This is a genomic window from Stenotrophomonas sp. IS26 (assembly GCF_054188265.1).
Genome location: NZ_JBSZJV010000009.1, coordinates 26,752 through 50,513 on the forward strand (window position 1 = coordinate 26,752; position 23,762 = coordinate 50,513).

A 23,762-nucleotide genomic window follows, 5' to 3' on the forward strand; every position below is an offset into this window, starting at 1 on the left:
GGTGAGATTGCAGGGCTATTTTGACACCGTTGTTATAATTATCAAGGGTGCGTGGCAAGTGTTGATAGGGTCCCGCAGCAGGCTGCCGGAATGTGAGCATTTCCCATTCCGTATGCAATTAAGGTTTTTGCTCAAATATTTGAGGAGAAAATGTGTAAGCAACAGAATGGCCTGCTGCGTGCTGCCATCAATACAGACAGCGTTTCGCCAGCCAATAGGCGTAGGATTTAACCCGCGAAGCAACTGCTGAATAAAGTATGCCCTACGCATGTTGGCGCACACTGCGCGGGCGATCATATGCCTTGAGCTTGACATCATAAAATTACCTGATTAGCTGAGCTTCTGCTAACTCATAAAGGAATTCTATGATTTCGACCAAAATTACATCGTTTCTCGCTGTGTCATTGATGGCAGTTTCAGGAAGCGCTTTTGCTGCGGAACAAATCGACGCTGCTCAGTGTTTAGGCACGTTGACCTATCAGCAATTTGACGATGCACCGCCCCGCAACACCGCGCGGAAGATCGCGCAAGTTCATGCGTTTCTTCAATTCAAGAGCGACGCCGATATGGCATTGATTGCGGAAACCGCTGGTGTGTTCGCGAAAGCGCTGGAATACACCGCGTTGATCGATGACCAATCCGCTTTTCATCACATTCAAGCAGCAGGGCGACAAAGCTGCGACAACGTAATTGCGCAGTGATCGCGCTTGCACAAATACAAAAGGCCCGCAATTGCGGGCCTTTCCTTGTCTGAGGTTAGCTTGACTGCGCGCCGCTATCTGTTTTGCTAGGAAATTACCTACAGCAAGAGACATCTATGGGCGTGGCATTCCAACGATCAGAAAACACAACCACCACTTGGCTTACACCACGAGCCATAGTTGACGCCTTAGGGCCGTTCGATCTGGACCCCGCTACCCCACAGCAGGGCATGCCGTGGCAGACCGCACGCACCATGCTCAAGCCCAGTGACGATGGGTTGAAAACACCTTGGGGGAGTGGTGCGTACGTCTTCATGAATCCACCATTTGGTAAGGGCCAGGCGCAGTGGATGAGCAAAATGGCCGGGCACGGCCATGGCATCGCACTGGTTATGGCTCGCATGGAAGTTGCCTGGATGCACGACAGCGTGCTGAACCACCCAAACGCCAGCGCAATGCTGGTTCACCGTGGAAGGATCAAGTATTGCACCGCCGACGGCGCGACTGCGGAGGCACCGCCTGCAGGTTCGCTTCTGATCGCATATGGTCCTTTTGCTAAAGAGCAACTGAAAGCCGCAATCAAATCTGGAGCGGTCGTTGGAAAGTATTTTGATTTGAACTGAGCGAACTTGCGTGTGCCCCAGCGGCTCAGAAATCACGACGAGCTTGACAGTATCAATTCCTTTGTTATTTGTGAAATGCACAAAACAAATTGGAGTTGATATGCAAGTGATAGAATTTGAGCGATATCCAACAATCGATACATTGAGTGAAAACATTAAAATGCGCTGTTTGCGCAGCACGGGCCACTGGTACGCTGTTGAGAAGATCCACGGAGCAAACTACCAGTTCATCACGAATGGCCTGGATGTGCGTGTGGCCTCACGCAACCGCTTACTGACCGATGAAGAGTTCTTCGGACACAGCATTGTTTTTGAACGCTACAAAGACATTGTTGTCGCCAACCATGGCAGATTAACCAGCCAAGGAGTTATTCGTCCTGGGCAGGTGCTGCGTGTCTTTGGAGAACTCGCTGGTGTAAACGGCAATCTGAAAGTCCAAGACAATGCGGAATACGGTGCGCTGGATTTCTACGCGTTTGATCTGATCGCAGATGGAGCGCGCCTTCCTTACCTGCAAGTGATGCAGTTGGAGGGACTAAAGAAAGCACCTCTCGTGACGTCAGGAACATTTGCGGACGTGATGAACGAAAGGAACAAATACCCAACGTTGGTTGATGGTTCTTGCACCTGTGAAGGGAATATATTGCGCTGTGACGAAACCGGCGAAGTCTACAAGCACAAAAACGATTTGTTCGTTGAAAAAGTGGTTCGTACAGGCTTCAGTCGCCAGTACGTGCTGTACATCACGGACAACCGTGTGCGTGCAGTGGTGAGCAAAGAGGGACCATTTGAGCGGCAAAAATTCAGTCAGTACATTCAGATGATTGCGCAGGACATTGCCGTTGATATGGGCAAGGATGGGCTTGATCTTGATTTTGATGGTAAGGAAAAACAATTGATCAGCCAAGCCATTGCCGCCGTCTTCGTTCGGAAGGAGGTTGCATGAACAGAGCAGATCAAGAGCAATTGGGGCGGCAGCGCGAGCGTGAAACAGCACAGCAAGGTGTGGTGGAAATCAACGGATACTGCTTGATGACACACGCCAGTGTGCAAAAGCATAGCCTCACCCCTCAAGCACAGTCGCATTTGTATATCGTCAAAGATAAGCAAGTTGCGGCAGTTCACTCGCTCGATCAGTTGATTGACGTTGAGCACAACCCTGAAAAAGTAGAGGAACATTTCCGTTTGTTGAACAAAGAAGCCGTTGACAAGGAAAAGCAGTCTGCTGAGCCGGTACCCACACTTAAAAAAGGCACGCATATGAACCATGATTTTGCGGTTGGTCTGTGTCTCGGAAGTGGTCCAGGACGCATCGAAGCGATGATCCAAGAGTTTGGCCGGGACAAAATCATCCACGCGACAACCCAGTATGGCGACACTTTGTTGCATGTGGCTTGTGATCTAAAAAGCGCGAACGCTGTTGAGGTTTGCTTAGCCCATGGTGCAGACGCGAACGCAACCGACCGAGAGGGAAAGACACCATTGCAGCGGGTGGGCTTTGATCAGCACCCTCGTTGGTCGTTAGCTGAGCGGCTGGTGGAGGCAGGTGCCGATATCGATGTGCGCGACAAAAACGGTCAAACGATTTTGCAACTGCGCGCTGGCCACGACGACAGCAAGGGTGTGGCCAGGCTCATAGCACTGGGGGCGGACGTTGATGCGCAATCATCGGCGGGGAATACCGCGCTGCACTTCAGTCTTCAAAGCCCAGCGGTTGCGACCACGTTGATTGCCGCAGGTGCTCTCATTGATGCTGAGAACCACAATCGATGCCAGCCAATCCACTTTATCGCGCGCGACGGGAGCGCTGAAACGCTGAAGGTTCTTTTGGAGGCTGGGGCTGATCCCAACTGTCGGGACGACAACGGCGAAACACCCTTGATGTACGCAGTTGAGAACAACAATTGGTCTGTAAAAGATCGGATCTCGTTGCTTATAGATGCGGGTGCTGACCCCTTGCATAAGAACAACGAAGGTCAATCGGCCATTGAATACGCACAAGCAAAGGGCGTGGCTATCCATGATCCAAATACAGTTCAAAACATGTTGGCCGATCACGCGGATTCCGATTCGAAGATCTCGAGGCCGCGTTTGCGCAAAACGTAACAATAGCGCCTGAGCGTACAAACTTAAAGCATTTACGGGCTTTTTGTGTTGGTGTTGACAAATGCAATTAAGCTGCTTTAATCCATCTCCAAACAAATAATGGAGATATTATGGACGAATTGCCAGCAGCGTATGCGAAAAATATATTCGGCAAACACGAACAAATGCAGGCGCGGTTCAACTCCTTTTTCGCCGAGTGGAAGAGCTTGCAAGCCGACATGGGGGCGGCAGGGTGTTACTGTCTGCTTACAGAGACCTTATATCGCATAAATCACAACGAAGACAATGCATCTGAAGAGTTGTCACGTACAGCAACGAAGACAGCGTGGTTTCAATATCTCAATCACTTCAAGCTGTACGACTGTATGAGGGTCAAGGAAGAGCGTACGCTTAACTCGCAAATCCAGAACAACGATTTCATGGCGTTCACCGCCGACAATGCTCTAAGGATTTTTAATCAAATCCGCGCCTTGAGCCAGAAAGAGTTGGAAAGGGGGTTGGTTGAATCTATTGATGCGCTGTGCGGGGATTGGCGAACAAACCAACATCATATGTTGGGCAATAAGGTGATTGTTGACCATGCCTCACCTTCGAATGTGTTGACAAGGGATGTCATGATTGATCTGGTTCGTTCGTTCTTTGTGCTGGATGGAGTTGAGTACCCAGGGCGGCATAAGTTGAGTATTGACAATGTTCGCCCCTACATGGAGTTTGCGTTCTATCCCGGAGCGAACACAGCCCATATCGTATTCAAGCGACAAGATTTGGTCGATCAAGCCAACGCGATCTATCTTGCTCATTGCCCCGGCGCTCTTCCCCCGAGGAGAAAATTGAGGGGTAATTGACAGTGAAGCCGAACGTGCTTAACTGGGGAATACTTTAAATACGGGGTGTTTATGATCAATACGGCGGAAGACGTGATATGGGCTGTTGAAACGGGAAACGTTGATATCCACGAAAAGAATTCATTCAATGGGATGGGAACCCTTCACTACAACGTCCTGGCCGGGAGGATGGACGTTGTCGTTGAGTTGATCCGTCACGGAGTCGATGTGGAGCAAACGGATCACGACATGCGCACGCCGTTGATGTTCGCAGCACGAGATCAAAAGACGGACATGATTGATGTATTTCATGCGGCAGGTGCTGACATCAACATGACGGATCGGCACGGAAATACCGCGCTTCACTACTGTGCATCTTCCAAGCAGGCCAGCGAAGACGCCATTGTGCGGTTGATTGAACTTGGGGCCTCACAGGATCTCAGGAACAATCAAGGAATGACTCCCGAGGACGTGGGCGGTGCCAATACTCACGAAATATTTCAAGGTTACCGAAACCGCGAGCAACGCACAGTGTTGGTCTCGGAGCTTCAGGAGGTTGAAGATGAGCGGCAAAGGCCACGGCGGAAACTGTAAGAAATAAAGAAGCCCCTAATTGGGGCTTTTTTTATACCAGCACAAGCTTGACATATCCAATTCATTTGTTTTACTCAGTGTCAGATGTAAGTGTAGGGGAATATATGAGATATCTTTTGCTGTTGCCGCTGTTGTTGTGTTTTGGAGTAAAGGCCGAAAGCTCTCAGTCTCGCTTTACCCTCTCGGCGTCCGTTGTTGCAAGTTGTGTGATAGCGGAAAGCCAGATACTTCGATGCGCTCGGGGCATGTCTAATCCTGTTGCAAAGCTGGTTTTGATCGACGTTATGGGTGTGGATTACACCTACAACACAATAATTTATTGAGGAAATGTGTATGAGGAAAGTTGATAAATATTCCATAGTTAAAAGCTTGTACAAAGCAATTGAGCGGGCGGATGTTGAAAAAGTCCAGCGTTATATAAGCGATGCAAGAGGCATAAGCATTGTGATGGAGACTCGCTTAAGCAATTCGCGGCATCCATCACGCGATGTCATTCCTGTAGCTCTTGCGTGCGAGGGTTACGTCAAAGATCCAGGTCACGCAGAGCAGTTCAATCAAATCTGCCAGTGCTTGATTGATGCAGGCGCTGGACTGGGAATTGAGTTCAATCGAATGCTCAGTTCGGATGTGGGGTTGCAAACACCACGTGGTTTTTTGAAAGGCACGGGTGAAACCCTGCTGATGCGCTACAAAGACAACCTCCCGCCCGCCGTTAAGCAGCGCATGAGCGAGATGGAAGAAGAAATGAAAGAGCGTTACCGCTTCTATAAAATTGGAGGCGCTGATGAATAATCAAATGCCGTGCGTTGAGGATGTTTTGGAACGCACGAAAGGACTCAGCGAGGACTTGCAACGGCTCAGGGGCGATATCTTAGACACCCTTACCTGGGAGGACGTGCAAACGCTGTCGCAACTGTATGTTCAACTCAAAGAGCTACTGGACTCACAAGAATGATCAGATCTTCGCCTCAAGGGCCGCTCAGCGGCCCTTGTTCTTTCAGGAAGTCTTTCAGAGCGGACATCACAATTTCATTGCGTTGTTCCAAGTTGATCGACAGGCCCGCAAGATATTTGAGATCGATGTCTCTCGCTGTTTGAAGTTTTCTTTCGCGTTCGGCAATACAGCGTTTCCTGTAGTGACGGCGGGCCCGCACGGCTCCTGGCTTTGCTGAGTACGCACGCTTCACAGGGTTGGGCGCAGGTCGTTCGCCACGACCACGGCGTCGGGCGTTGTCCTGGGGGTTGATGTAGGTTCTGTTCCAGTATGTGCGCCAGTTGGCTGGATCGTTGCACGGTACCGAGACATGGCTTGACACCTCCCGCAAGAGCACGTTGTTTTCGATCAATGCCCACACCACCCGGTTGAACTGGGTGTGGTCCAGTGAAAAGACGATCATGCCGGTGCTGGTTTTTTCCGCCACAACCACGCCCTTCAGCATGCGGAAGAGCACAGCAAGCTCGGCGACGCGCTGCGTTGAACCCGACTTCTTGCACAGACACATCAGCACCGACGCGCCGTGATGTACGAAAACCACCGCGCGCTCCTGTTGGCCACGGAGGTTGATCTGGTCGCGAACAGCGGCCACTGGCGTGGTTTTAGACAATTGGGTGAGGTGATTGCTGGAATTGGTCAGCACAGAACTGCGCAAGGCCAGCACCTTGTCGATGTGTGACTTCGGAAGAGCAGGGTTGGAACGAAGAACCCCTATCACGTCAGAGTTGGCGTGTTTGGCAATACAGGAGCGGCACGCAGGAGCGAGGTTGTCGCTGCTTTTCATACCTCCCATTGATCTTGGGATGAGCTGAACTGTACCCCATAACTTTGATTGCAATGCGCATGCGCAGTACAGGCACTGGCCGTTGTGAGTACTGAAAACAATATGTTTAAGATATTTCGGCGTGCGTATCTGCCGAACCTTCGTTGCGTTTTCAAAATGATTTAATGGTTCCATGTCGCCTCCTGTTTTCTCCACAATGGCAAAAGACCTGGGGCTGTCAATAATATTGATGATTAAATGTTGGTCAACGGGGTTGACAGGTAAATTATTTCCAATCTAATGAAGGTATCTGTTCGATGAGGGGTGTGCGTATGTTTGGTGATATTTTTGTAAGTAAAAATGTTTACAGGATGTCGGTTGTCGCAATGATGTTGTGCACAGCAATGTTCTACAACATCGTACTAGATGTTGGTTTTGCCAGTGCTTGGATCACCGGTGGCGCAACGGCGATGGGAAGCGCCGCTGTCAGTCGATTGGTTATATGGGCTTTTGATCTGTAGGGGGAAATGTTGCAGTAAGAAAGGAGCCGCTCAGTAGGCTCTTTCTTTTTGCGCCAAATAAAAACTGCCGACTGCCTCACACTTTTTAATATTGGTTTTAATTGTTGGTAAATTGGGTTGACAATTAAAATATCTCTCATAAGATTAAGATATAGGCAATCACAAAGGGGAATTTACTATGTTTACAATTGCAGCATTAACGGTCGCAGTCATTTTATATTTCGTTATTACACGGCGCATTGAAGATCTGGCGCTCTAATCAAACTCAACAAAGGGGGGCGCATATGGACGTATATTTTAAAGGTTTTGCCATTAAAGCAGCTTGCTTGCTTGTGGCAGCGGTTGTGATCGCGGTGATGGCATTCAACGCTATCAACGGCTTCTTTGACGCGGTGATGTATCAGCCCAACGCGTACGATCAAGCCCAGGCGGTCATCGCAGCGTCGCAGCCGGCCACCAACAAGTAATTGCTGACGCAGTACAAACAACTCACACTCTCACTAGGGGAATGCAGATGAACTACGAATTATATCAAAGGCGAATGCGCGTACTGTTCCATGCCAGTCTGGCATTTGTGCTCACCACTTGCGCCCTTGTGGTGTACTCAGATTTAACGGACACAACCGATCATGCGGCGCTGATGTCGGTTCAGCGCGAGAGTGTTGATGTCTACAATGTTGTGACTGACTAAATCGCCGTGTACTAAGTGGAACCAAAGGACCCGATAAGCCGGGTCCTTTTTTTTGTGTCCGTAAATCCAAAATATCGATGTCAGCAAGAAATTTTTGGAAGTAAAAACAAAATGGTGGTCAACAGAGTTCGTCGGTGTGCGGCAAAGCAAGGCAGAGGACGGGGACAACAAGCAAGCGGTTGATATGGCCAGGCCAAAGCTAAGTGAGGGCGGAGGTGCGTACAGAGTCTGGTTGGAGCGTACGGCCTGCGTGGCGAGGCAACGAGGCTGGCGGAGAGCTAGATCGGAGGATGTTCAGAGATGGAGCAAGCTGTGAGAGGGGCGATGAGCTTGTCGATATATTTGAGAGGCGTATTGCGAGCGATGGCTGGGCGGTAAAGCGGGGCGTGCGGATCGACTTAAAGCCAAAAAATATATGTCGCGTTCGGAAAAGCGAAAAGCAACAGCCGGGGGGAGAGGATGAAAGGCGTGTGACCTACTGACTGGTAAAGACTATGCACATTACGCACTAAAGTGTTTGTAACGCCGATACCAAAGCGCTCACCAAAGCATAAGCAAGCCGTTGAGCCGTAAGCCATAAGGGCGGTATCAGCTCGTATAGCCGTGGGCGCTATTTCATTTCAGCGATATCCAATAAAAATAAGGTGTTTCTTGCACATTGACAGTAATAGCAAATCTGTTTTGATGAATAAAGGTTGCTGAAAGAATAAACATTATGACAAAACAGAAAAATATCAGATTTACAGAAAACGAAATCGCGGCCATTGATCGCAGTGCGGGTCTCATCGGTGTTTCGTTTGCCGACTATGTGCGAGCGTCAGTGAGCGACCGGTTGGACCGCAGCAAAACAGATTGTGTCATTGAAAAACATAAAAAAGAAATCGACGCGTTGCATTTTGAGTTCAGGCGCACAGTTGCTGAGATGCGTTTGCAATCTCTCGCTGACACGAAAATCGCTCTTGAACAAATGAAGATGGAATTCAAAGGGCAGCACGAACAGAACCGCGAATTGTTGGTCAAGTACCTCAAGGCTTTAAGCGCCCAGGTCAACGAAATGTTTTCGGGGTATGAGCCCGTGCAAAATAATCCCGCTGGTATGTCGGGAATACAGTCGCCTTATGTGGATGCAGATGGAAATATCAAATACTAATAACTTATCAAAGGAGTAACTCATGAAACAAATTGTAATCTCAGTGGCGGTGTGCGCCGCCCTCATGTCAAGTTCCACGTTGGTCTACGCGCAAGATCAAGCAGAAAGCGAACAACGCACATCAAAGGCCGGAAAGATCGGCTGCGCGGTCGGCGGTGTCCTGGGTGGGTTTCTTGGGACGAAGTTGTTGAAGGACAACAAAGCTGTCGGTGGTATCGCAGGTGGTGCAGTTGGGTGCGGAGCTGGCAACGTGGTCGGAAAAAAATGGAGCAAGGCGCGTCAATTGAAAGAATTCCAAGAAGCTCAAGTGCAAGCCGAAGCCGCAGGAATGCAAACCAAAGTTGCGGTTGTCAGCAGCACCGAAAAGAGTGGAGCGGTCAGCAATGAACTGGGCTCTATGGAAATTGCATACAACCCAGACGACATGAAAGCTGTGTCGGCGCAAACCGGAAAGGTTTTCGACAAGATTGCGGAAATATCTCAAAAAGCAAAAAACCAGTTGACCTTCACGTTCAGTGGAACGGTTGCTTGTGAGGTGCCATATGTCGAGTTGGGAAAACGCAACGCGTACGCCGGTCAGGGTGTTCAGCACATCACCCATTTGAACTGCGGGGCAGGTGACAGCAAGTTGGTCATCACGCCCATTGCAGATATTCACTAACAGGAAAGGGGCGGCTGGTGCCGCCCCTTCCACAGGAGAACAATATGGATGATAAAGAAAAAGAAAAGTTAAAACGACGCGTTGAAGCGATCCAGGCGCAACGCAAGGTGCAACCCATCAACTCGCGTATCGAAGTCAATGACCCGCGCAAACGACCGCACGGGCCGGAAAGAAAGTCAGACAGCGTTGAACTGACCGCGCAGGCAATCCAGAAGGGGGCAGGGCTGGTTCGCTCTGGAGCTTTGAAAGCTGGGAGCGGTTTGCTCAGCGGGATTAAAAAAGGTGTCAAGGCGGTACAGGACCGAAACGAAAGTAAAGCTGCCGCAGCTGACGTAGAAGCTCCAAGAGCAGACATCACCGAAGACGCCATCCCTGTGGCGGAACCCAGTACAGGTCCGTTGCTTGAGCAGACAAGCGCACACGTGTCGCTCCAGTGCGCGTCGAATGTCATGACACAACAGGAGCGGCCTGATGACGATGCGCTTTCACAAGATCCATCGGCGGAAGAGCTCGAGCTGCGGCGTATCGCTGAACTGGAAAAGGAAGAGGAGCAGTTATCGGAAGAGGTTGCTGTACAGGAAAAGAAGATTGCAATAAATAAAATGGTAATTGATCGCGACATCGCGAAGCTGAAGAAATCCGCGAAAGAGCAAAAAGTGAGGTCGGGCCGGACTCATTATATATATGTATGTACTGCGCTGCTGGTTGTTTGTGCTGGCAGCTTTTATGGGTGGAAGCATTTCAACATTTCAAAATCAGACGCAGCGAGTCCCATCGCACCGTCTCCGATTGCAGCGCCGGCTGATCCACAGCATCAAATCGCAGAAGCGATCTCGGATGCATTAGGCGAAACCGAAACGCCAGTGGTTGAAGCAACTGTTGAGGTTGCGGAACCTGCCCAGCAAAAAGAAACCACGCCCTCTGTCCTGGCTGTTGATCAATTAGTTAAACCAGAGGTGGCGGACCAACCACCCGAGAAGGCGAATATAGCAGCTCCAAAAATCGCCGGGCGAAAAGAACGTCCAGCAAAAAAAGCGACAGCCACACCCGGGCCCGCGCACCCGGAAAATAAATGGCAAGAAAAGGCGAGTGACGATTTGGACAGATGGTCTAATTCAATAAAGTAGGTATTGACAGTGCCGGTCAAAATGATTGACTGGTCTAACGCCAGGAGAAATGCAAATGCTCAGATTAAAATATATGATGTTTCAGAAGGGACGGCAAATACGCTTCGCGTCCCGCTTGTATGACTTGTATGGAAAGCTGTTCTTGAGATCCCCGCTGGATATCATGCCCGACATGCATCAAAAGGTGCGTGAGCAGTATTACTACACAAAAGAAGATCGTGGATCAGGCAACGATGTGCGCAGCGACGGGATCACGTCATGGAAGGCAAGTACATTGGCGACCGCGCAAATACGAGACTCAGAAGAGATCGTCGCGTCAAGAGCGGTGTTCTACACAGGGGCATTAACCTGTTTTCTGTTGCTTACAGCAATCTATGTCATTCAGCCTTCAATGAAATCTCAAATCGAACGTGTGGCTGAAAACCAAATCGCTCTCCTGCAAGAAGCTGGCGTCGAGGCTAAAGAGAAATACGCAAAACAACTGAATTCAATGCAGGGCACTCCGGAAGAAAAAGAATTGCGTTTAGAAAAATACAGCGCTGAAATTGATGGGAATGTTAAGCGTGGAATTGAAAGGGTTCAGTCAAGCAAAGATCATGCAATACAAAATATCGGCAAAGAAAAACAAGCTGCGCAAATGAACGATAGTGCTGGCAATGAAGATGCTGGGGATTTATATGAAAAATTAGGGGGTGGCATGTGATTTATTTCATCGAAAATTTAGTTCGTCGATTGACCAAGGGGTCTTCGTACAAAAGCATTGAGCAGGATCTGGCTGAGGTTTCGTACGCGCGTTATCAACGTATTGCTAATATCGCTTCCCGCTATGTGTATACCGACAAGCTTCGTGGCGTTAAAGACGAGGATATCGAATTCTTAATCGAGGCAGGTTGTGATTTCGATAGTGAAGCCGGTCCGTTGGGTGAGTTCAGTATTTCCGAGGAGCTCAAGGCCTGTTACCCAAAGCAAAAACTTAAAGAAATGTTTGAACCATGGATGGCTGAAGTCGAGAAGGATCTTGACGACTCAGGCGCAATATCAGGACGTGAAACGACCGATGGATTGGCCTGGGAAAAGTTCGTACACCCCGACGATCAAGGTCAGGGCCGCGACAGCACAGCGACACTAATTGCATACGCAGCCATTCCAGTTGCCGCGTGTGCAACGTTCTTGTGTCTGTTTATCAATTCGTACTTGGCGCTCATTCCCGCCGTCTTTGCTCTTATAAACATGTACGCATTGCACCAGTCTGAAAAAAGCTCCGAGGCGCTCAAAGGGTTGGGCATGTACATCGCAATCCTTGCTGTGTGTGTCTTCACGTCAAACTCCTGGGTCTACGAAAAGCTGCCCTACGAAATAGGAAATTTCGTTATAAAGGTCAAGATGGCGTTGAGCAGTTTGGATTGGAGCAACGTTGAGGCGATCAAGGACAATCTCACGAGCTCGTTTTTCTTTATTGGAGCAACGGCCTTTGTCGGCGCGTGTTTTGGATTGATCGGTTACGAGCTTGGTGATAAACGCCAATTTGGTGGTTCATTGGCGGCGGCGGGTAAGGCAGCCGTCTTTGTTCTGCAAGTATGGGTTGCATTGGCTTTGCTTGCGTTCCTTCCCACCTACCTTAAGCCGATGGCTGTAGCGATCTTCTTTTGTGCGTATCCCATGAGTTACGCCAACAAAAATCAAACCAACCGTGCCTGGGAGCTTCAATTGCAGGCTTCGGCGGTCACTGGTACAGCTAATGAGTCCAACAGAAAGATGATCAACGAGAAGAAGGAGGGCCAACGCGAGCGCGCTGCCGCTGACCGTTCGCACAAGTTTAAGATTGGGAAATCCACTGGCTTCGTCCATGCGCAGCGCCAGTACTGGGGCTCGCCGCTTGCTGGTATCGACATGATCCTCACCATGAACGATATGACAATGCACTTCATGACGCTTGCGGAGACAGGGCAGGGAAAGACAACCAACTCAGCCCGCCCCCGCGTCAAAGAAATGATTGAAGCGCGTAAGGCAGGGATCAAAATGGGCATGCTTGTTGTTTGCGGCAAAGGCGCGTTAGCTGGAGAAGTCAGCAACGGGTTGGATTACTGCATAAAGCCGGGTGTCCGTTTGGCGCCGATGGAAGGTTTGGATCCGCACGAATTCGTCTTAGCGCTGAAGGCACTGGATCCCACGGACAAAGAAGACCACTGGACAAAAGGTGCCGACGATTATCTGCGCAGCGCCGCAGTCATTCTGGATGCTTGCGTTCATATTGAGAAAGTAAATATTGCCAATGCCGCAGAACAGATTACGAGTCTGGATCTTCAAATTAAGCATCTGTCTTCCATACAGTCGGCGCGCTCGAAGAACAAAGATTGGGATCACAATTCTCCTGAGATTGTTTCTTACCAAAAGCAAAAGGCGCGCTTACAGTCCCTTCGTGTTGCTTACACGTCGGTCATCACTCAAGGGAGAACGTGGTTCTGGCATTTGGTCTCGTTAAACAGTATGCGTCTTAAGCTTGGGAAGGTTAAAAAGCAAAAAGACGACTCATATGTGTTGGCGGCTGAGGGAATGGCAATCCTTTCGTTGTTGGGTTACAAGGTGCCGGGCCAATTGATGAATCGGGATGTCTACACAGTTCATCCTGAGCTTTTGATTGAGGGATCACAACTAAAGGCGGCTATAAGCTATTTTGTGGATCAATGGACCGATCAGTACGACGAAGCTCGCCAATCGTTCATGGGCAACGTCAATACGCGCATCAATCAGCTGTTGGACGCTAAAGGCCTCAACGACTGCACTCCGGGCGGCGACTGGAAATCCACAGAGCACGGTGTGGACATCACAGAAGTCTACCGGGGTAAATTCATAGGCATCGATTTGAACGTAGATAAATATGGTGTTGGTGCTCGCGCAATCTCGGTGTTGCTGATGCAGCGGATCTATTCGTACATGCGTCGGCGTGATCCAGACACGTGGGCCAACGATCCGAATGAAACTAAGTTAATGTTGATGATGGATGAATGCCAATTACTCATCAATGAAACAACATATGAAATTGCTTCCACCTGTCGTGGGTGGGGTGTTTCGTTGTACTTCTTAACCCAGGACATCGAAGGGGTGCGCACACGTTTCAGCGGAAACCACGATAAGGCTGAGAACTTCCTCAACCAATTCAATAGCTTTATGCTGTTGCCATCAAGTGCCGAAACATATCGCTACATTGAGAAGCGCCTCGGGGCTGCACTTGTCATGGAGCACAAACCGTTCCAGATGGGCGTTGATTTTGACCGCTCCGTGTTGGATTACACAAATAACATTATCAACATCGATGATCATCCTCAACGTGCGGCATTGCTGAAAATGAAACACAACGGGTTTGGCAAAATCATGTCGGCTGGGGCTGTCAACAAGATGTCGGCGAACAATGCGTACAGTGTTTCGAAAGTAAACAATCACTTATCCGGCAGTGACGTGGATTATGTTTCACAAGAAGCCACGCCATTCATACGCGCAAATGAAACGCCCGGCTTTACGTACGGGAACGTCATCACGGTTCAGCATCTTAACGATGTCCTCAAGGGCACAGCGGGACGAAAGGCGTTTGTTGTGTTGCAGCGAGCAGGCGCGCCGCGAGTGGATTTCATTGACACATCGCCTGTATTTAGCAAAGACATTCCTAGTCTAATTGACCAACAATAAGGAGCTATAAATGAACTCAAACAAATTTGAAGATTTAATGCCGGAACCTGATGATTTTTATCGAACACAGAAGTACAACTCTGAGAAGCCGGAAGACCAACAGTGGGCGGAGGCGGATAAGCTAGCGCTTTCTATAGATCAACGCCTACTCAAGTACGACACGGAAATTCACAAGCGCGAAAGTGGAAGCAAGTTGTTCGATTTAAATAGGGATTACGAAAACGCACTTAAAGAAAAAGAGGAATTCTCAAAATCCAAGCCGTTTGTGTTTGGGGTGAAGGGGTGGAAGGAGGGGTTTCTTAACCATGAACGTGCCGTGTCCAATTGTTACGACAAATTGGAAGAGTGGGAGGCGAAATGCACGCCGGAAGAAATACAGAACATAAGTTCGTTGCGTGAAATAAAATATGAGCAATTGCAGGATGCTTTGAACAAGCGTCGTGAACTGGGGATGCTGCCCAGTGAAGAGGCTGATATCAATAAATCCTTGCAAAACAACGCCGACAAGGCGGAGCAAAACGACACGCCTTTTTCAGTGTTAGGGCGCATAAAAGACAATGATCCTGATGCCTTTGCCAAAGGGAAAAGGGAAGACGGCACCAGCATGGGGAACAACGAGTGGGCAAGTAAAACGCTGATGGGCCTAGACCCAGAGCTTCAAGAGTTGGCGCGCGTGCAAAAGCAGTTGACCATGGAGTTGGGGCGTCCGCCGCGCGAGAACGAAGTCATTGCGTATGAAAACAACCAAAAGGCGGCTGACAACAATGCAAACGGTGAGCACGAAAGTGAGTTTGACAAAAATACAGAGCGCAGAACGCGCAGGCAGTAAGTTTGAAGGTAAGGCCACCCATCGGTGGCCTTACTTATATTGACAGCTTCAATAAATCATCTTTAATGAATGGAGGTTTCAAATCTGGGGATAACATGAAGCACGTATTATTGATTTTGGTGTTGCTAGGGATTACGTCTTGTGCGACGGTTCACGGCGGAAAAGGCAAGCAATTTAGGCAATCCCAACAGCAAAGTCAGAAGGTGCTGCGTTCAGTCCACCCGTCGCTATCCGACAAATTGCAAGAAGTCTACGCAGTCATGCAAAGCAATGGTTACGACATGCGCGCGTTGGAAGGGCACAGATCTGAGAAGCGCCAAGCAGCACTGCTGGCCAGCAATACAGGCGTGACGACCGTAGGCGCAGGGCGCAGTTGCCACAACTACCGCTTAGCCGTGGACAGCGTGGTGTACGTCGATGGCAAGCCATCCTGGGACCTCAACAACGCCCATGTGCGCGATGGCTACATGCTGTATGGAAAGCTTGTTCAAGCGGTTGGTTTAGAGTGGGGTGGGGCATGGAAAACACTTAAGGACTATCCCCACGCAGAAATGCACGATGAATGTGTCGCATCTGTGCGAGCTCGAAAAGAGCTTAACTTCAATTACGTCGCGGTGGACAGCAGCGAACTGCTAAAAAAGTATCGTCCAATGTCTATATCAACAGAGGGGATCCAATTTTGTAAGCACACTGGGGTTATCAATGAAAGTCTACAACCACCTGTTTGGGCAGGTGCCCAATACAATTGCTCCAACAGTTCCGGTTCGGTACTGGAATACAGCGTGTCTGGCTACGGTTGCAGTGTTTATCGCAACGTATGTGACTCTTGGGGCACTTGGTCACGTGCTTATTCCATCAGCTCAAACACTTGCGTACGAACTTCACACGTCGTTTCGGGCGGGACTCAATTTGCTTTCAATCGGAGTCCTGTTCCACAACGAGGCGTACGTATTTCGTGAGATCGTTGCCAACACCGCGCCCCAAATAAGCCGTTGGGTTTTAACCTGGATGTGTTCGTTGAGCCTGTCGTGTGCCACGGCAGTTTATTCCTTGAAGCCTAAGACCAACACCTGGGTTATCAAGGGAGGACACGTGCACGTCGAAGATGCACAGTCCTATGCGCGGATGATCAGCAAGCAGTTGTGCAAGAAAGAGATATCCCGAACCATTCACCCGGATTTGATGCTCCCAACCGAGCAGTGGTTTCGGCATGTGTTGATCCAAGGTGCGGTGGGTGTTGGCAAAACCCAGATCTTGGTCCACATCATCCGCCAGATTGTGCACAGCCGGAATGAAAAAATGTTCTTGTACGACGTAAAGGGTGACTTTTGTGCGTACGAGGATTTCAGTGCATCAGAGTTGGATCCGAAAGGGACGAACACGGTCTATCCCCGCCCCATTATTGTCAGTCCGTACGATCAACGTTCGTACGTCTGGGACATTGGCTGTGATGTGCACACGCCCATTCAAGTGGACGAGTTCGTGAAGTGCTTTATTCCCGATGAGTCTGGCGGCAACAATAAATTCTTCACCAGTGCAGCCCGGATGGTCTTTTCAGGTGCCCTGCGGGTGCTGATCGCAAAGCACGGCAAGAACTGGGGTTTCCCAGAACTTCGAGACCAAAAGAACAAGACGGCAGCGGAAATGGGCCCGGAGATCTACAAGAGCTACAGGGCAGCGTTTCCCCTGGTTGAGAACGCTGATAGCAACACCACGTCCTCAGTCATGCAGACGGTGATGGCCTTCACGACCAGTATTGACTACATGGCCGCAGCTTGGCCGAAAGTCGGGAAGCGTCGGTTTGCGGTCACCGAATGGATCAGAGACGACTACAAGGGCCGCAAGTTGGTGATCGTCCAAGGTGGTGGATTGGAAGCGCTGACGGCGGCGTACATCTCCGCGATGGTTAATATTGCCGTGCAAGAGATCATTTCCCCGTCGTTCCCGGAAAATAAAGAGCTCACGAAGAAGGGCAAAAAGCCGCGCTCCATCAATTTCATATTCGATGAATTATCGACGGCAGGCCGCATCAACTTCATGCCCTTGATCTTGCAGGGGCGCAGCAAAGGGGTGTGCTTCATTGGCGCAGTGCAATTGCTGTCGTTTCTCGAAAAATACTATCCCCCCAACGAAATTAAAGCTCTGCCCACAGTGATCGGCACAAATATTGTCTGCCAGATGGGCGCAGGACCGGAGCGTAAGGCGGCAGCAGAACTCTTCTCCACCAACCTCATGGCGTCTAAGGACCACAACCCAACCTCAAACGTCCACACGGAAGGTAAGGCGGTAGTTCACGAGGAACAACTCACCCAAGCCCTTGGAGCGTTTGGGAGTGCGGATGGCTTTGAGATACGCGCTATCGTACGGATGAATAAAGCCGACCCTATGCTCTTGCGCTGGCCCGGATTGGACCTGCCAACCAAACGACCTGGGCAAGTGCTGGCGGACTGGGCCACGCGTGCTGCGGCCGACCCAACTGCGGCGTACGAAGCTTTTGAGAAAATCAATGCCGTGCCAATAGCGCCGAGACCCAAGGGCTTAAGCAGTGCTCAAATAGATCAATTGTTTGGTTGACAGTGAAAAATGTGTTGCTTTAATGGGGGTATCTGTAGATGGAGTTCCCGATAATGAATAAAGAGGACGCAGGCCTTTACGAGGCCCTGATTGAGAAGAATATTGACAGCGTCCAGGCGTCACTGATTGCTGGTGCCAATCCTGATTTGGTTGTAGATGGACGCCCAGCAATGCATTTTGCCCTTGAGTGGGGCAGCGTTGACGTCGCGGAAATGTTGTACAAATTCGGCGCGGATCTCAACGCTGTTGATGATTTAGGGCAAAATGCATTGCATGCGCTTGCCGCACACACCGACAAGCAATTCAATCAACTCTCGTGTGCGCTGATTACATTGGGGGTTGATCCTGATCTGCCAGACAACTCTGGACGCACGCCAGTGGATGTTGGCTTGTCCGCTCACTTAAGAAAGGCAGTGGATGCCAACAATCAACCTCGAATTTTGAAGATGCTCGATGTTGGCGCTGAATGGGACGGGGATAAGCCGTTGTGGCAAGTGGCGCTGGAAAAAAATCTAGCTGCCATATTTGATTACGAAGAGATGTACGCCCAGCCCAATGAGCTTGGACAAACGCCCGCGCATATCGCTGCTCAAACGAACAGCAGATCAATTTTGCGGATGAATGATGTGCTTGTACGGGATTCACTTGGTCGCAGCCCATTGTTTTACGCAACAGACACGGATGTCATTCAATACCTCCTGGGCAAGGGGGCACTGGTCAATGAAGTTGACAATGAGGGGAACACTCCATTGCACGTGGTTGATAGTGCTGAAGCTGCACTGGCGCTGATCGCGGCTGGGGCGAACACCTCAGTGGTCAACAACGCAGGTGAGCGTGCGTCGGACGCCAACCACAATCGTGAAGTTCAAGCCGTCATCTCTGCAAATGCGGCTGAGGATCGTCAGTTGCGAGCCGCAACCCACATACTGAGCCGATTTGAATCGCCGACCGAAATATTGCAGCGGACAATTTATGAGGGAGATCTGGTCGGCACACTTCGAGAGATTAAGTGTGGTGCCGATCTCAATTGGACGGATGAGATCGGCAACAACGCATTGCAATCAGCGGTGTACGCCGGAAATCGTGATGTCGTTGAAGCTATCTTGAAGAGCCCTGGGGTTGATGTTACGCACGTCAATAACAATAACGAGAGCGCTCTTCACTTGCTCGCAGAGGTTGGCGACACCCGGCTGCTGGATTTGGTCCTGGAAAATCTTTCTCAATCCTCTGACCGAATATTTGATGTGATCGACGCATTTGAACAGAAAAATGCGTTTGACGAGACCCCTTTGGATGTTGCTGGAATGTTCGGACCAGACGATTTTCTGACTGAATTGAAGGCGACGCATGGCGATGCGATTCACTTCGCTGAACTTCACGGCCTTGCACTGGAATACATGCAGGACAATCAGGTCAATTCGTTGGAAAAACTATTGAGCAGTTCGCCCAACCTTGTTCATGTGAGTTCATTCAGCATGACCGGCGCGGAAGATAGATTGAGCATAGGAGTGAACGAAACACTGCTCAGCCATGCCGCGAAATTGAACAACACCCAGGCAATGTCGTTGTTGATCAAGTGTGGCGCTAACGTTGATCACGTCAACGGAGAGGGCGAAAGTGTTGTTTCTCAATGCACAAGTAGTGAGGCACTTGAGCTCGTTGTCGCCGCTGGTGCAGATGTCAATCGTTTGGATGGTATGGGGCAATCGGCATTGCACCACATCTTACGCAAGGATGGTTCGCTGATCTCACCAGAAGACCGCAACGCGTGCGCGCGGGTTCTTCTGGACGCTGGAGCGGATCCCAATCTTAAAGACTCTTCGGGTGCTTTGCCTTTGGATCACGTATCAAACGACATTCAGAACGAAACCATTGATATGGTCTTGGAAAAAATCCAAGAAATTAAGGCGAAGATTGTAGGTTTGGAGATCAGCGAGGCCGACGATGGCGAGTCCGACGTTGATCACGAACGCAAGCGCTTGCGGAGGAAGATGTAATGTTCACGATCAAGCGCCTCAACTCCCGTGGTCAGAACGCAGCAGGGCAGGATGTTGTCGAGTACTTGCTCAACACCGATATCGTTGAGTACTACGATGCCGATGGCAACAACATTGGAACACCAACCTCGCGCTTCAGTGGGGCGATGGCCGCTGAACTTGGTCTTGTTGGTGTAACCCCCAACACCGAGAACATGATGGCTCTTGCGCAAGGCTTTGCGCCGGATGGAACAGCGTTGTGCAAAAACGCAGGAGCCAAGCCGACAATCGAGGTCAAACGAAAGAAGGACGGTGAAGCCTACTTGCGCGCTGATGGCACCGAGATGACGTTGGAGCGGGGAGGGCACCGCGTTGGCTTTGATATGACGTTTTCCGCGCCCAAGAGCCTGGGCATCTTGTACATGATGGGCGACGACGACATGCGACGAACCATCCAAGAATGCATGATGGAAGCTGCAGAGGTGGGCTCGCAGTTTGCCGAGAAGCAGATTGAAACGCGCCGTGGGACGGCCGGTATTGATGTCATTAAAGTGGACAAGACCATCCGCTCGATGCACTTCCATGAGGCCAGCAGAAATCTTGAGCCCATGCCCCACGTCCACAATTTGTGGTTCAACGTGTGCGTGGGCGAAGACGGAGAGCCGTCCACCTACGACGCCCAACAACTGTTTCGCTGGCGGCATGCAACCGACATGGTATCGCTGAACCACTTGGCAACCATCATGCGTGAGCGAACCGGCATTTCGTTCCGTCAGATTGAGCACATTGACGTGCACGGGAAGCGCAGCGGCCGCAAGTCCTGGGAGGTTGAGGGCTTACACGACCGGGATTTGATCGAGTCGGTATCCAGCCGCCACCGTGAAATTATGGAAGAACGCGCGAAAGGGACAAGCGACGCTGAGGCGTGGGCTAAGACTCGCAAGCACAAAGACGAACCCAGCCACGTCGAGCTAATGGATCACTTCCAGAACCTCAAGGCTGATCTCAGTACCCGTTTCAACTTGCCCAGCCTCGAACAGCTCAAGGGCATGACGGATCACAAGATTGAAGCACGCAATGAAGCGAATCTGCTGAAGTTCCTGCACGAAAAGATGTCAATCATCGACCAGCCCACGTTGCTTAAGCACATTGGGATGGAGAACATCGGCTTCATGAGCAGTGGGGCGTTGCTCGCAGAGTTCGAGCGTTTCAAGAGCAGCGAGAACATCATTGGCGTCAACCCTATGGCCGTGCACGAAGACGACCTGGGACAAAAACTCTCCACCCGCCACACCGATTTTCGTTACGCCGCGCGTTGGATGCTGGACACCGAACTTCGTTTTGTTGAGCAGTCCAAAGCCCGCGAACAGGAAGTGCACTTGCAGGTGGCAAAGAGCACGGCGGATGATGCCGTGGATCGGGTTGCCAAAATCAAAGGCTTTCGGCCGTCGGCCGAGCAGTACAACGCGATCATGCACGCCACAGTGGAGAGCAAGGGTATAGCCGTTGTGCCTGGCTTCGCGGGAACTGGTAAGACGGCAACCAGCGACTTCATCAAGGCCGTGTTCGAGGCCGATGGACGAACGTTGATCGGCTGCGCCGTGAGCACGGGTGCTGCGGAAAAATTGAACAGCGAAACCGGTATCGAGTGCCGCTCAGTGAGTATGACCCTGTCGATGATCAAAAAGGGCGCGCTGACACTTAACGACAAGACCGTCGTTGTGCTCGATGAGTCGGGCATGATCAACATTCATCAGTCCCAAGAGCTTGCCCAACGTTGCAAAGACCGTGGAGCAAAGCTACTGGTCCAGGGCGACACACGACAGTTGCAGCCGGTGGGTGCGGGCATGGGCATGTCGTTGCTTGAAGACATTTTACCCACCGCTGAACTCACCGAAATACGCCGTCAAAAAAAAGAAGAGGATCGCCGCATTGCTGCAATGTTCTACGACGTGGAGAACGGCAAACGCAAGAAGCGTGGTGCGGTGCTCTCAACCAACGAGGTGCGGGAGAAGAGCAATAATATTTTTGACGAGCTCGAAGCCCGTGGGTGTATCGAAGAGTATTCAGTCCGAGATGACGGCATGCACCTGTTGGTTGAGGAGTACATGAGCAGGACCGTCCCCCACAGTGAATTTTTGATCATGACCCACACCCTGGCTGATCTTAAAGAGGTGAACACCCGCATACGTGATGCGCGCAAGCTCAAAGGCGAAGTGACCGGCAAAGAAGCGACCTTCAAGGCCATTGGCAAGGAGGAATTCTTTGACATTTCGTTGGCTCAAGGTGATCTGATCTCCTTCACCACCAACGACAAGGTGATGGGTGTGATCAACGGGACCAAGGCAGTCGTCACCGGTGTTGAAGAGGACCGACGCAAAGGTGGCTTCACAATCACGTGTACCTCAGAAAACGACGGAAGAGAAATCGTCTTCAACACCCACGAGTGGAAGGCCGTTAAGTTGGCCTACGCCCGCACGGTGCACGACGCCCAGGGACAGGGGATGTCGAAGGTGCGGTTGTGGGGCAATGGAGGAATGAGCGATGTCAGTTCCATAGGCGTGGCTTTCAGCCGAATGACGGGTGGTGACTTCAAGTGGTACATGTCAACCGACGAACGGGACAGCATTCGCGACAACCTTGCGCGCGAACGCTTTACCGAAAATATTTTGCAATCCGGTGTCACCGATCAGGAGATCAACGCGCATTTCAACGCGCTGAAAAAGCCCAAACCTGAGATTGACGTTGAGGATCTATTGCCCAAGATTGGCCGCACGCAGGAGCCGTCAAAGCGGTCGAGAGTCCGAACTCAGACCTTGTAAAAATGCGCAGATGTGCCGCCGACGTGACGCTGCCGAGCGCCATTTCACTGAGCAATCCACCACAAGAGGGGAAGGGCAACGCTCGCGGCCGTCGCCCAGGGCCAAGGCTTCCAACGTTTCTTCAGCGGCCAGACTTTGCCGCGCGCAATGTTTTGGCGTTCAAACGTCATCTTCTTCGTGGCGCTGACAACGATGTTGGGCGCAAGGCCATAAATCGTATGGCCTGCCCGATTGGCGACATTGCGCCACGCGAACTCATAATCTTCGGCCTGGGCCTGAGTGCCGTGCACGGTATCAAGCGAGTGGAAGGTGAAGCTTTGCTTCCATCCGCCGCTGCGTCTGTGCTGTTGCTCGCGATCTTTTAAATTGACCGTCTGACCTACGTACACGCAGCCGTTGCTAAACAACAACGCGTAGATGTGCCGGTCACGGTTTTGGTATTTTTGACTGCGGCCCCATTTCATTGCGGACCTTTCAAGCGAAGATCGCTTTGCGTCAGGATGGTGTAGTCGATGATCCACTCAACTGTGTTGCGATCATTCCATAATGCGTAAGCGTCCTTGACATGCCGATCTACCACCGCATAATCGACTTGATTGACCGATCTGAAGTGCGTGCGCACGTCCGCTTCTTCATTGTTTAGTGTGGCGTATCCCCAATGTGTTGTGCGGTGGCACATATGGCACAGTGAAATTAACCGCTTGAGTGTTTGACGCTGAGTTGTTTCGTCGTAATCCCAGCGTTCGTGCACCTCAAGTGCACCGAAATCCTCTTGGAGCGACTCCTTTTTTCCACAGCACTCGCAGCTAAAATTGCTACGCTCGCGCAAACCCTTTGAAAGGCGTTTCCAATCGGCAGGAACGATGAGGTGCTTTGCGTTCACAAACCAACATTTCATCGGAAGGATATCCACAAACAGCGTGTTCCCTTCGTAGTCGCGATCTTCACCAATTAACTCTTTTATCGGTTGAGGATTGGACACTTCCACCCACAACGTTTTTGCGGTTAGTGCTGTCTTAGTCTCTTCGGTGTAGTGTGTTTTGTATGCACCATCAAACTTCAATCCGGCCTCGCGGGCGCATTGGTTGTCACTGAATGGGACGTGGAAATATGTTCGCATCC

Annotated in this window: 22 protein-coding genes; 19 read left to right on the forward strand and 3 right to left on the reverse strand. The window is 50.6% G+C overall.

Translation table 11 applies throughout. The features are described 5' to 3' along the window. Window positions 1-365 precede the first annotated feature (365 nt). The 7 genes from ACW6W5_RS09860 to ACW6W5_RS09890 all read left to right on the forward strand — a co-directional run bounded on the left by ACW6W5_RS09860 (window position 366) and on the right by ACW6W5_RS09890 (window position 5,640). Window positions 366-701: a hypothetical protein gene (locus tag ACW6W5_RS09860; RefSeq protein WP_152153988.1), complete on the forward strand. Its 336-nt coding sequence runs from the start codon at window positions 366-368 to the stop codon at window positions 699-701. Between the two features lie 116 nt (window positions 702-817). After that, entirely contained in the window at window positions 818-1,324 is a 507-nt protein-coding gene (locus ACW6W5_RS09865; protein WP_152153991.1) for a DNA N-6-adenine-methyltransferase, read from the forward strand. Between the two features lie 100 nt (window positions 1,325-1,424). Continuing rightward, entirely contained in the window at window positions 1,425-2,270 is an 846-nt protein-coding gene (locus ACW6W5_RS09870) for an RNA ligase family protein (protein WP_152153992.1), read from the forward strand. Next, complete coding sequence (locus ACW6W5_RS09875; RefSeq protein WP_152153994.1) at window positions 2,267-3,430, forward strand: ankyrin repeat domain-containing protein; 1,164 nt, start codon at window positions 2,267-2,269, stop codon at window positions 3,428-3,430. Before ACW6W5_RS09870 ends, ACW6W5_RS09875 begins: the two co-directional genes overlap by 4 nt. Before the next feature lie 110 nt (window positions 3,431-3,540). Beyond that, a complete protein-coding gene (locus ACW6W5_RS09880) occupies window positions 3,541-4,275 on the forward strand; it encodes a DUF4942 domain-containing protein (RefSeq protein WP_152153996.1) in 735 nt (244 codons plus the stop codon). A 51-nt stretch (window positions 4,276-4,326) separates the two neighbouring features. After that, window positions 4,327-4,848 carry an ankyrin repeat domain-containing protein gene (locus ACW6W5_RS09885; RefSeq protein WP_226956699.1) on the forward strand — a complete coding sequence of 174 codons (522 nt, stop codon included), beginning with the start codon at window positions 4,327-4,329 and terminating at the stop codon, window positions 4,846-4,848. A 333-nt stretch (window positions 4,849-5,181) separates the two neighbouring features. After that, window positions 5,182-5,640 (forward strand): hypothetical protein, encoded by a 459-nt coding sequence (locus tag ACW6W5_RS09890; protein ID WP_152154000.1) that lies wholly within the window; start codon window positions 5,182-5,184, stop codon window positions 5,638-5,640. 176 nt (window positions 5,641-5,816) lie between these two features. Here the strand turns inward: ACW6W5_RS09890 and ACW6W5_RS09895 are convergent, their stop codons facing one another. After that, on the reverse strand, window positions 5,817-6,800 hold the full coding sequence (locus ACW6W5_RS09895; protein ID WP_152154002.1) for an HNH endonuclease: 984 nt from the start codon (window positions 6,798-6,800) through the stop codon (window positions 5,817-5,819). 137 nt (window positions 6,801-6,937) lie between these two features. On the opposite strand from ACW6W5_RS09895, the gene ACW6W5_RS09900 reads away from it, so the two are divergent. From ACW6W5_RS09900 to mobF, 12 genes are all read left to right on the forward strand, one after another. Then, window positions 6,938-7,126, forward strand: coding sequence for a hypothetical protein (locus ACW6W5_RS09900; RefSeq protein WP_152154004.1), 189 nt, complete (start codon window positions 6,938-6,940; stop codon window positions 7,124-7,126). A 284-nt stretch (window positions 7,127-7,410) separates the two neighbouring features. After that, window positions 7,411-7,593 (forward strand): hypothetical protein, encoded by a 183-nt coding sequence (locus tag ACW6W5_RS09905; protein ID WP_152154006.1) that lies wholly within the window; start codon window positions 7,411-7,413, stop codon window positions 7,591-7,593. Between the two features lie 939 nt (window positions 7,594-8,532). Continuing rightward, complete coding sequence (locus ACW6W5_RS09910; RefSeq protein WP_152154008.1) at window positions 8,533-8,967, forward strand: hypothetical protein; 435 nt, start codon at window positions 8,533-8,535, stop codon at window positions 8,965-8,967. Between the two features lie 22 nt (window positions 8,968-8,989). Then, on the forward strand, window positions 8,990-9,628 hold the full coding sequence (locus ACW6W5_RS09915) for a hypothetical protein (protein ID WP_152154010.1): 639 nt from the start codon (window positions 8,990-8,992) through the stop codon (window positions 9,626-9,628). A gap of 44 nt (window positions 9,629-9,672) precedes the next feature. Next, the gene (locus ACW6W5_RS09920; protein ID WP_152154012.1) at window positions 9,673-10,755 is read left to right on the forward strand and encodes a hypothetical protein; all 1,083 of its coding nucleotides are present in this window, start codon (window positions 9,673-9,675) and stop codon (window positions 10,753-10,755) included. A gap of 163 nt (window positions 10,756-10,918) precedes the next feature. Next, window positions 10,919-11,458, forward strand: a complete 540-nt coding sequence (locus ACW6W5_RS09925) for a hypothetical protein (protein ID WP_152154014.1) — start codon at window positions 10,919-10,921, stop codon at window positions 11,456-11,458. Next, window positions 11,455-14,439 carry a type IV secretory system conjugative DNA transfer family protein gene (locus ACW6W5_RS09930; RefSeq protein WP_152154016.1) on the forward strand — a complete coding sequence of 995 codons (2,985 nt, stop codon included), beginning with the start codon at window positions 11,455-11,457 and terminating at the stop codon, window positions 14,437-14,439. Before ACW6W5_RS09925 ends, ACW6W5_RS09930 begins: the two co-directional genes overlap by 4 nt. A 10-nt stretch (window positions 14,440-14,449) precedes the next feature. Further along, window positions 14,450-15,268, forward strand: coding sequence for a hypothetical protein (locus ACW6W5_RS09935; RefSeq protein WP_152154018.1), 819 nt, complete (start codon window positions 14,450-14,452; stop codon window positions 15,266-15,268). Window positions 15,269-15,363: 95 nt separating this feature from the next. Beyond that, the gene (locus tag ACW6W5_RS09940) at window positions 15,364-16,227 is read left to right on the forward strand and encodes a M15 family metallopeptidase (RefSeq protein ID WP_193222858.1); all 864 of its coding nucleotides are present in this window, start codon (window positions 15,364-15,366) and stop codon (window positions 16,225-16,227) included. A gap of 91 nt (window positions 16,228-16,318) precedes the next feature. Then, window positions 16,319-17,842: a type IV secretion system DNA-binding domain-containing protein gene (locus ACW6W5_RS09945; RefSeq protein ID WP_458233642.1), complete on the forward strand. Its 1,524-nt coding sequence runs from the start codon at window positions 16,319-16,321 to the stop codon at window positions 17,840-17,842. Between the two features lie 53 nt (window positions 17,843-17,895). Then, window positions 17,896-19,839 (forward strand): ankyrin repeat domain-containing protein, encoded by a 1,944-nt coding sequence (locus tag ACW6W5_RS09950; protein ID WP_193222860.1) that lies wholly within the window; start codon window positions 17,896-17,898, stop codon window positions 19,837-19,839. Continuing rightward, window positions 19,839-22,640, forward strand: a complete 2,802-nt coding sequence (gene mobF, locus ACW6W5_RS09955; RefSeq protein WP_152154027.1) for a MobF family relaxase — start codon at window positions 19,839-19,841, stop codon at window positions 22,638-22,640. Before ACW6W5_RS09950 ends, mobF begins: the two co-directional genes overlap by 1 nt. Window positions 22,641-22,684: 44 nt before the next feature. On the opposite strand, the gene ACW6W5_RS09960 is transcribed toward mobF, so the two are convergent. Beyond that, window positions 22,685-23,104 carry a GIY-YIG nuclease family protein gene (locus tag ACW6W5_RS09960; RefSeq protein ID WP_152154029.1) on the reverse strand — a complete coding sequence of 140 codons (420 nt, stop codon included), beginning with the start codon at window positions 23,102-23,104 and terminating at the stop codon, window positions 22,685-22,687. Next, window positions 23,101-23,760, reverse strand: a complete 660-nt coding sequence (locus ACW6W5_RS09965; protein WP_152154031.1) for a hypothetical protein — start codon at window positions 23,758-23,760, stop codon at window positions 23,101-23,103. Before ACW6W5_RS09965 ends, ACW6W5_RS09960 begins: the two co-directional genes overlap by 4 nt. Window positions 23,761-23,762 lie beyond the last annotated feature (2 nt).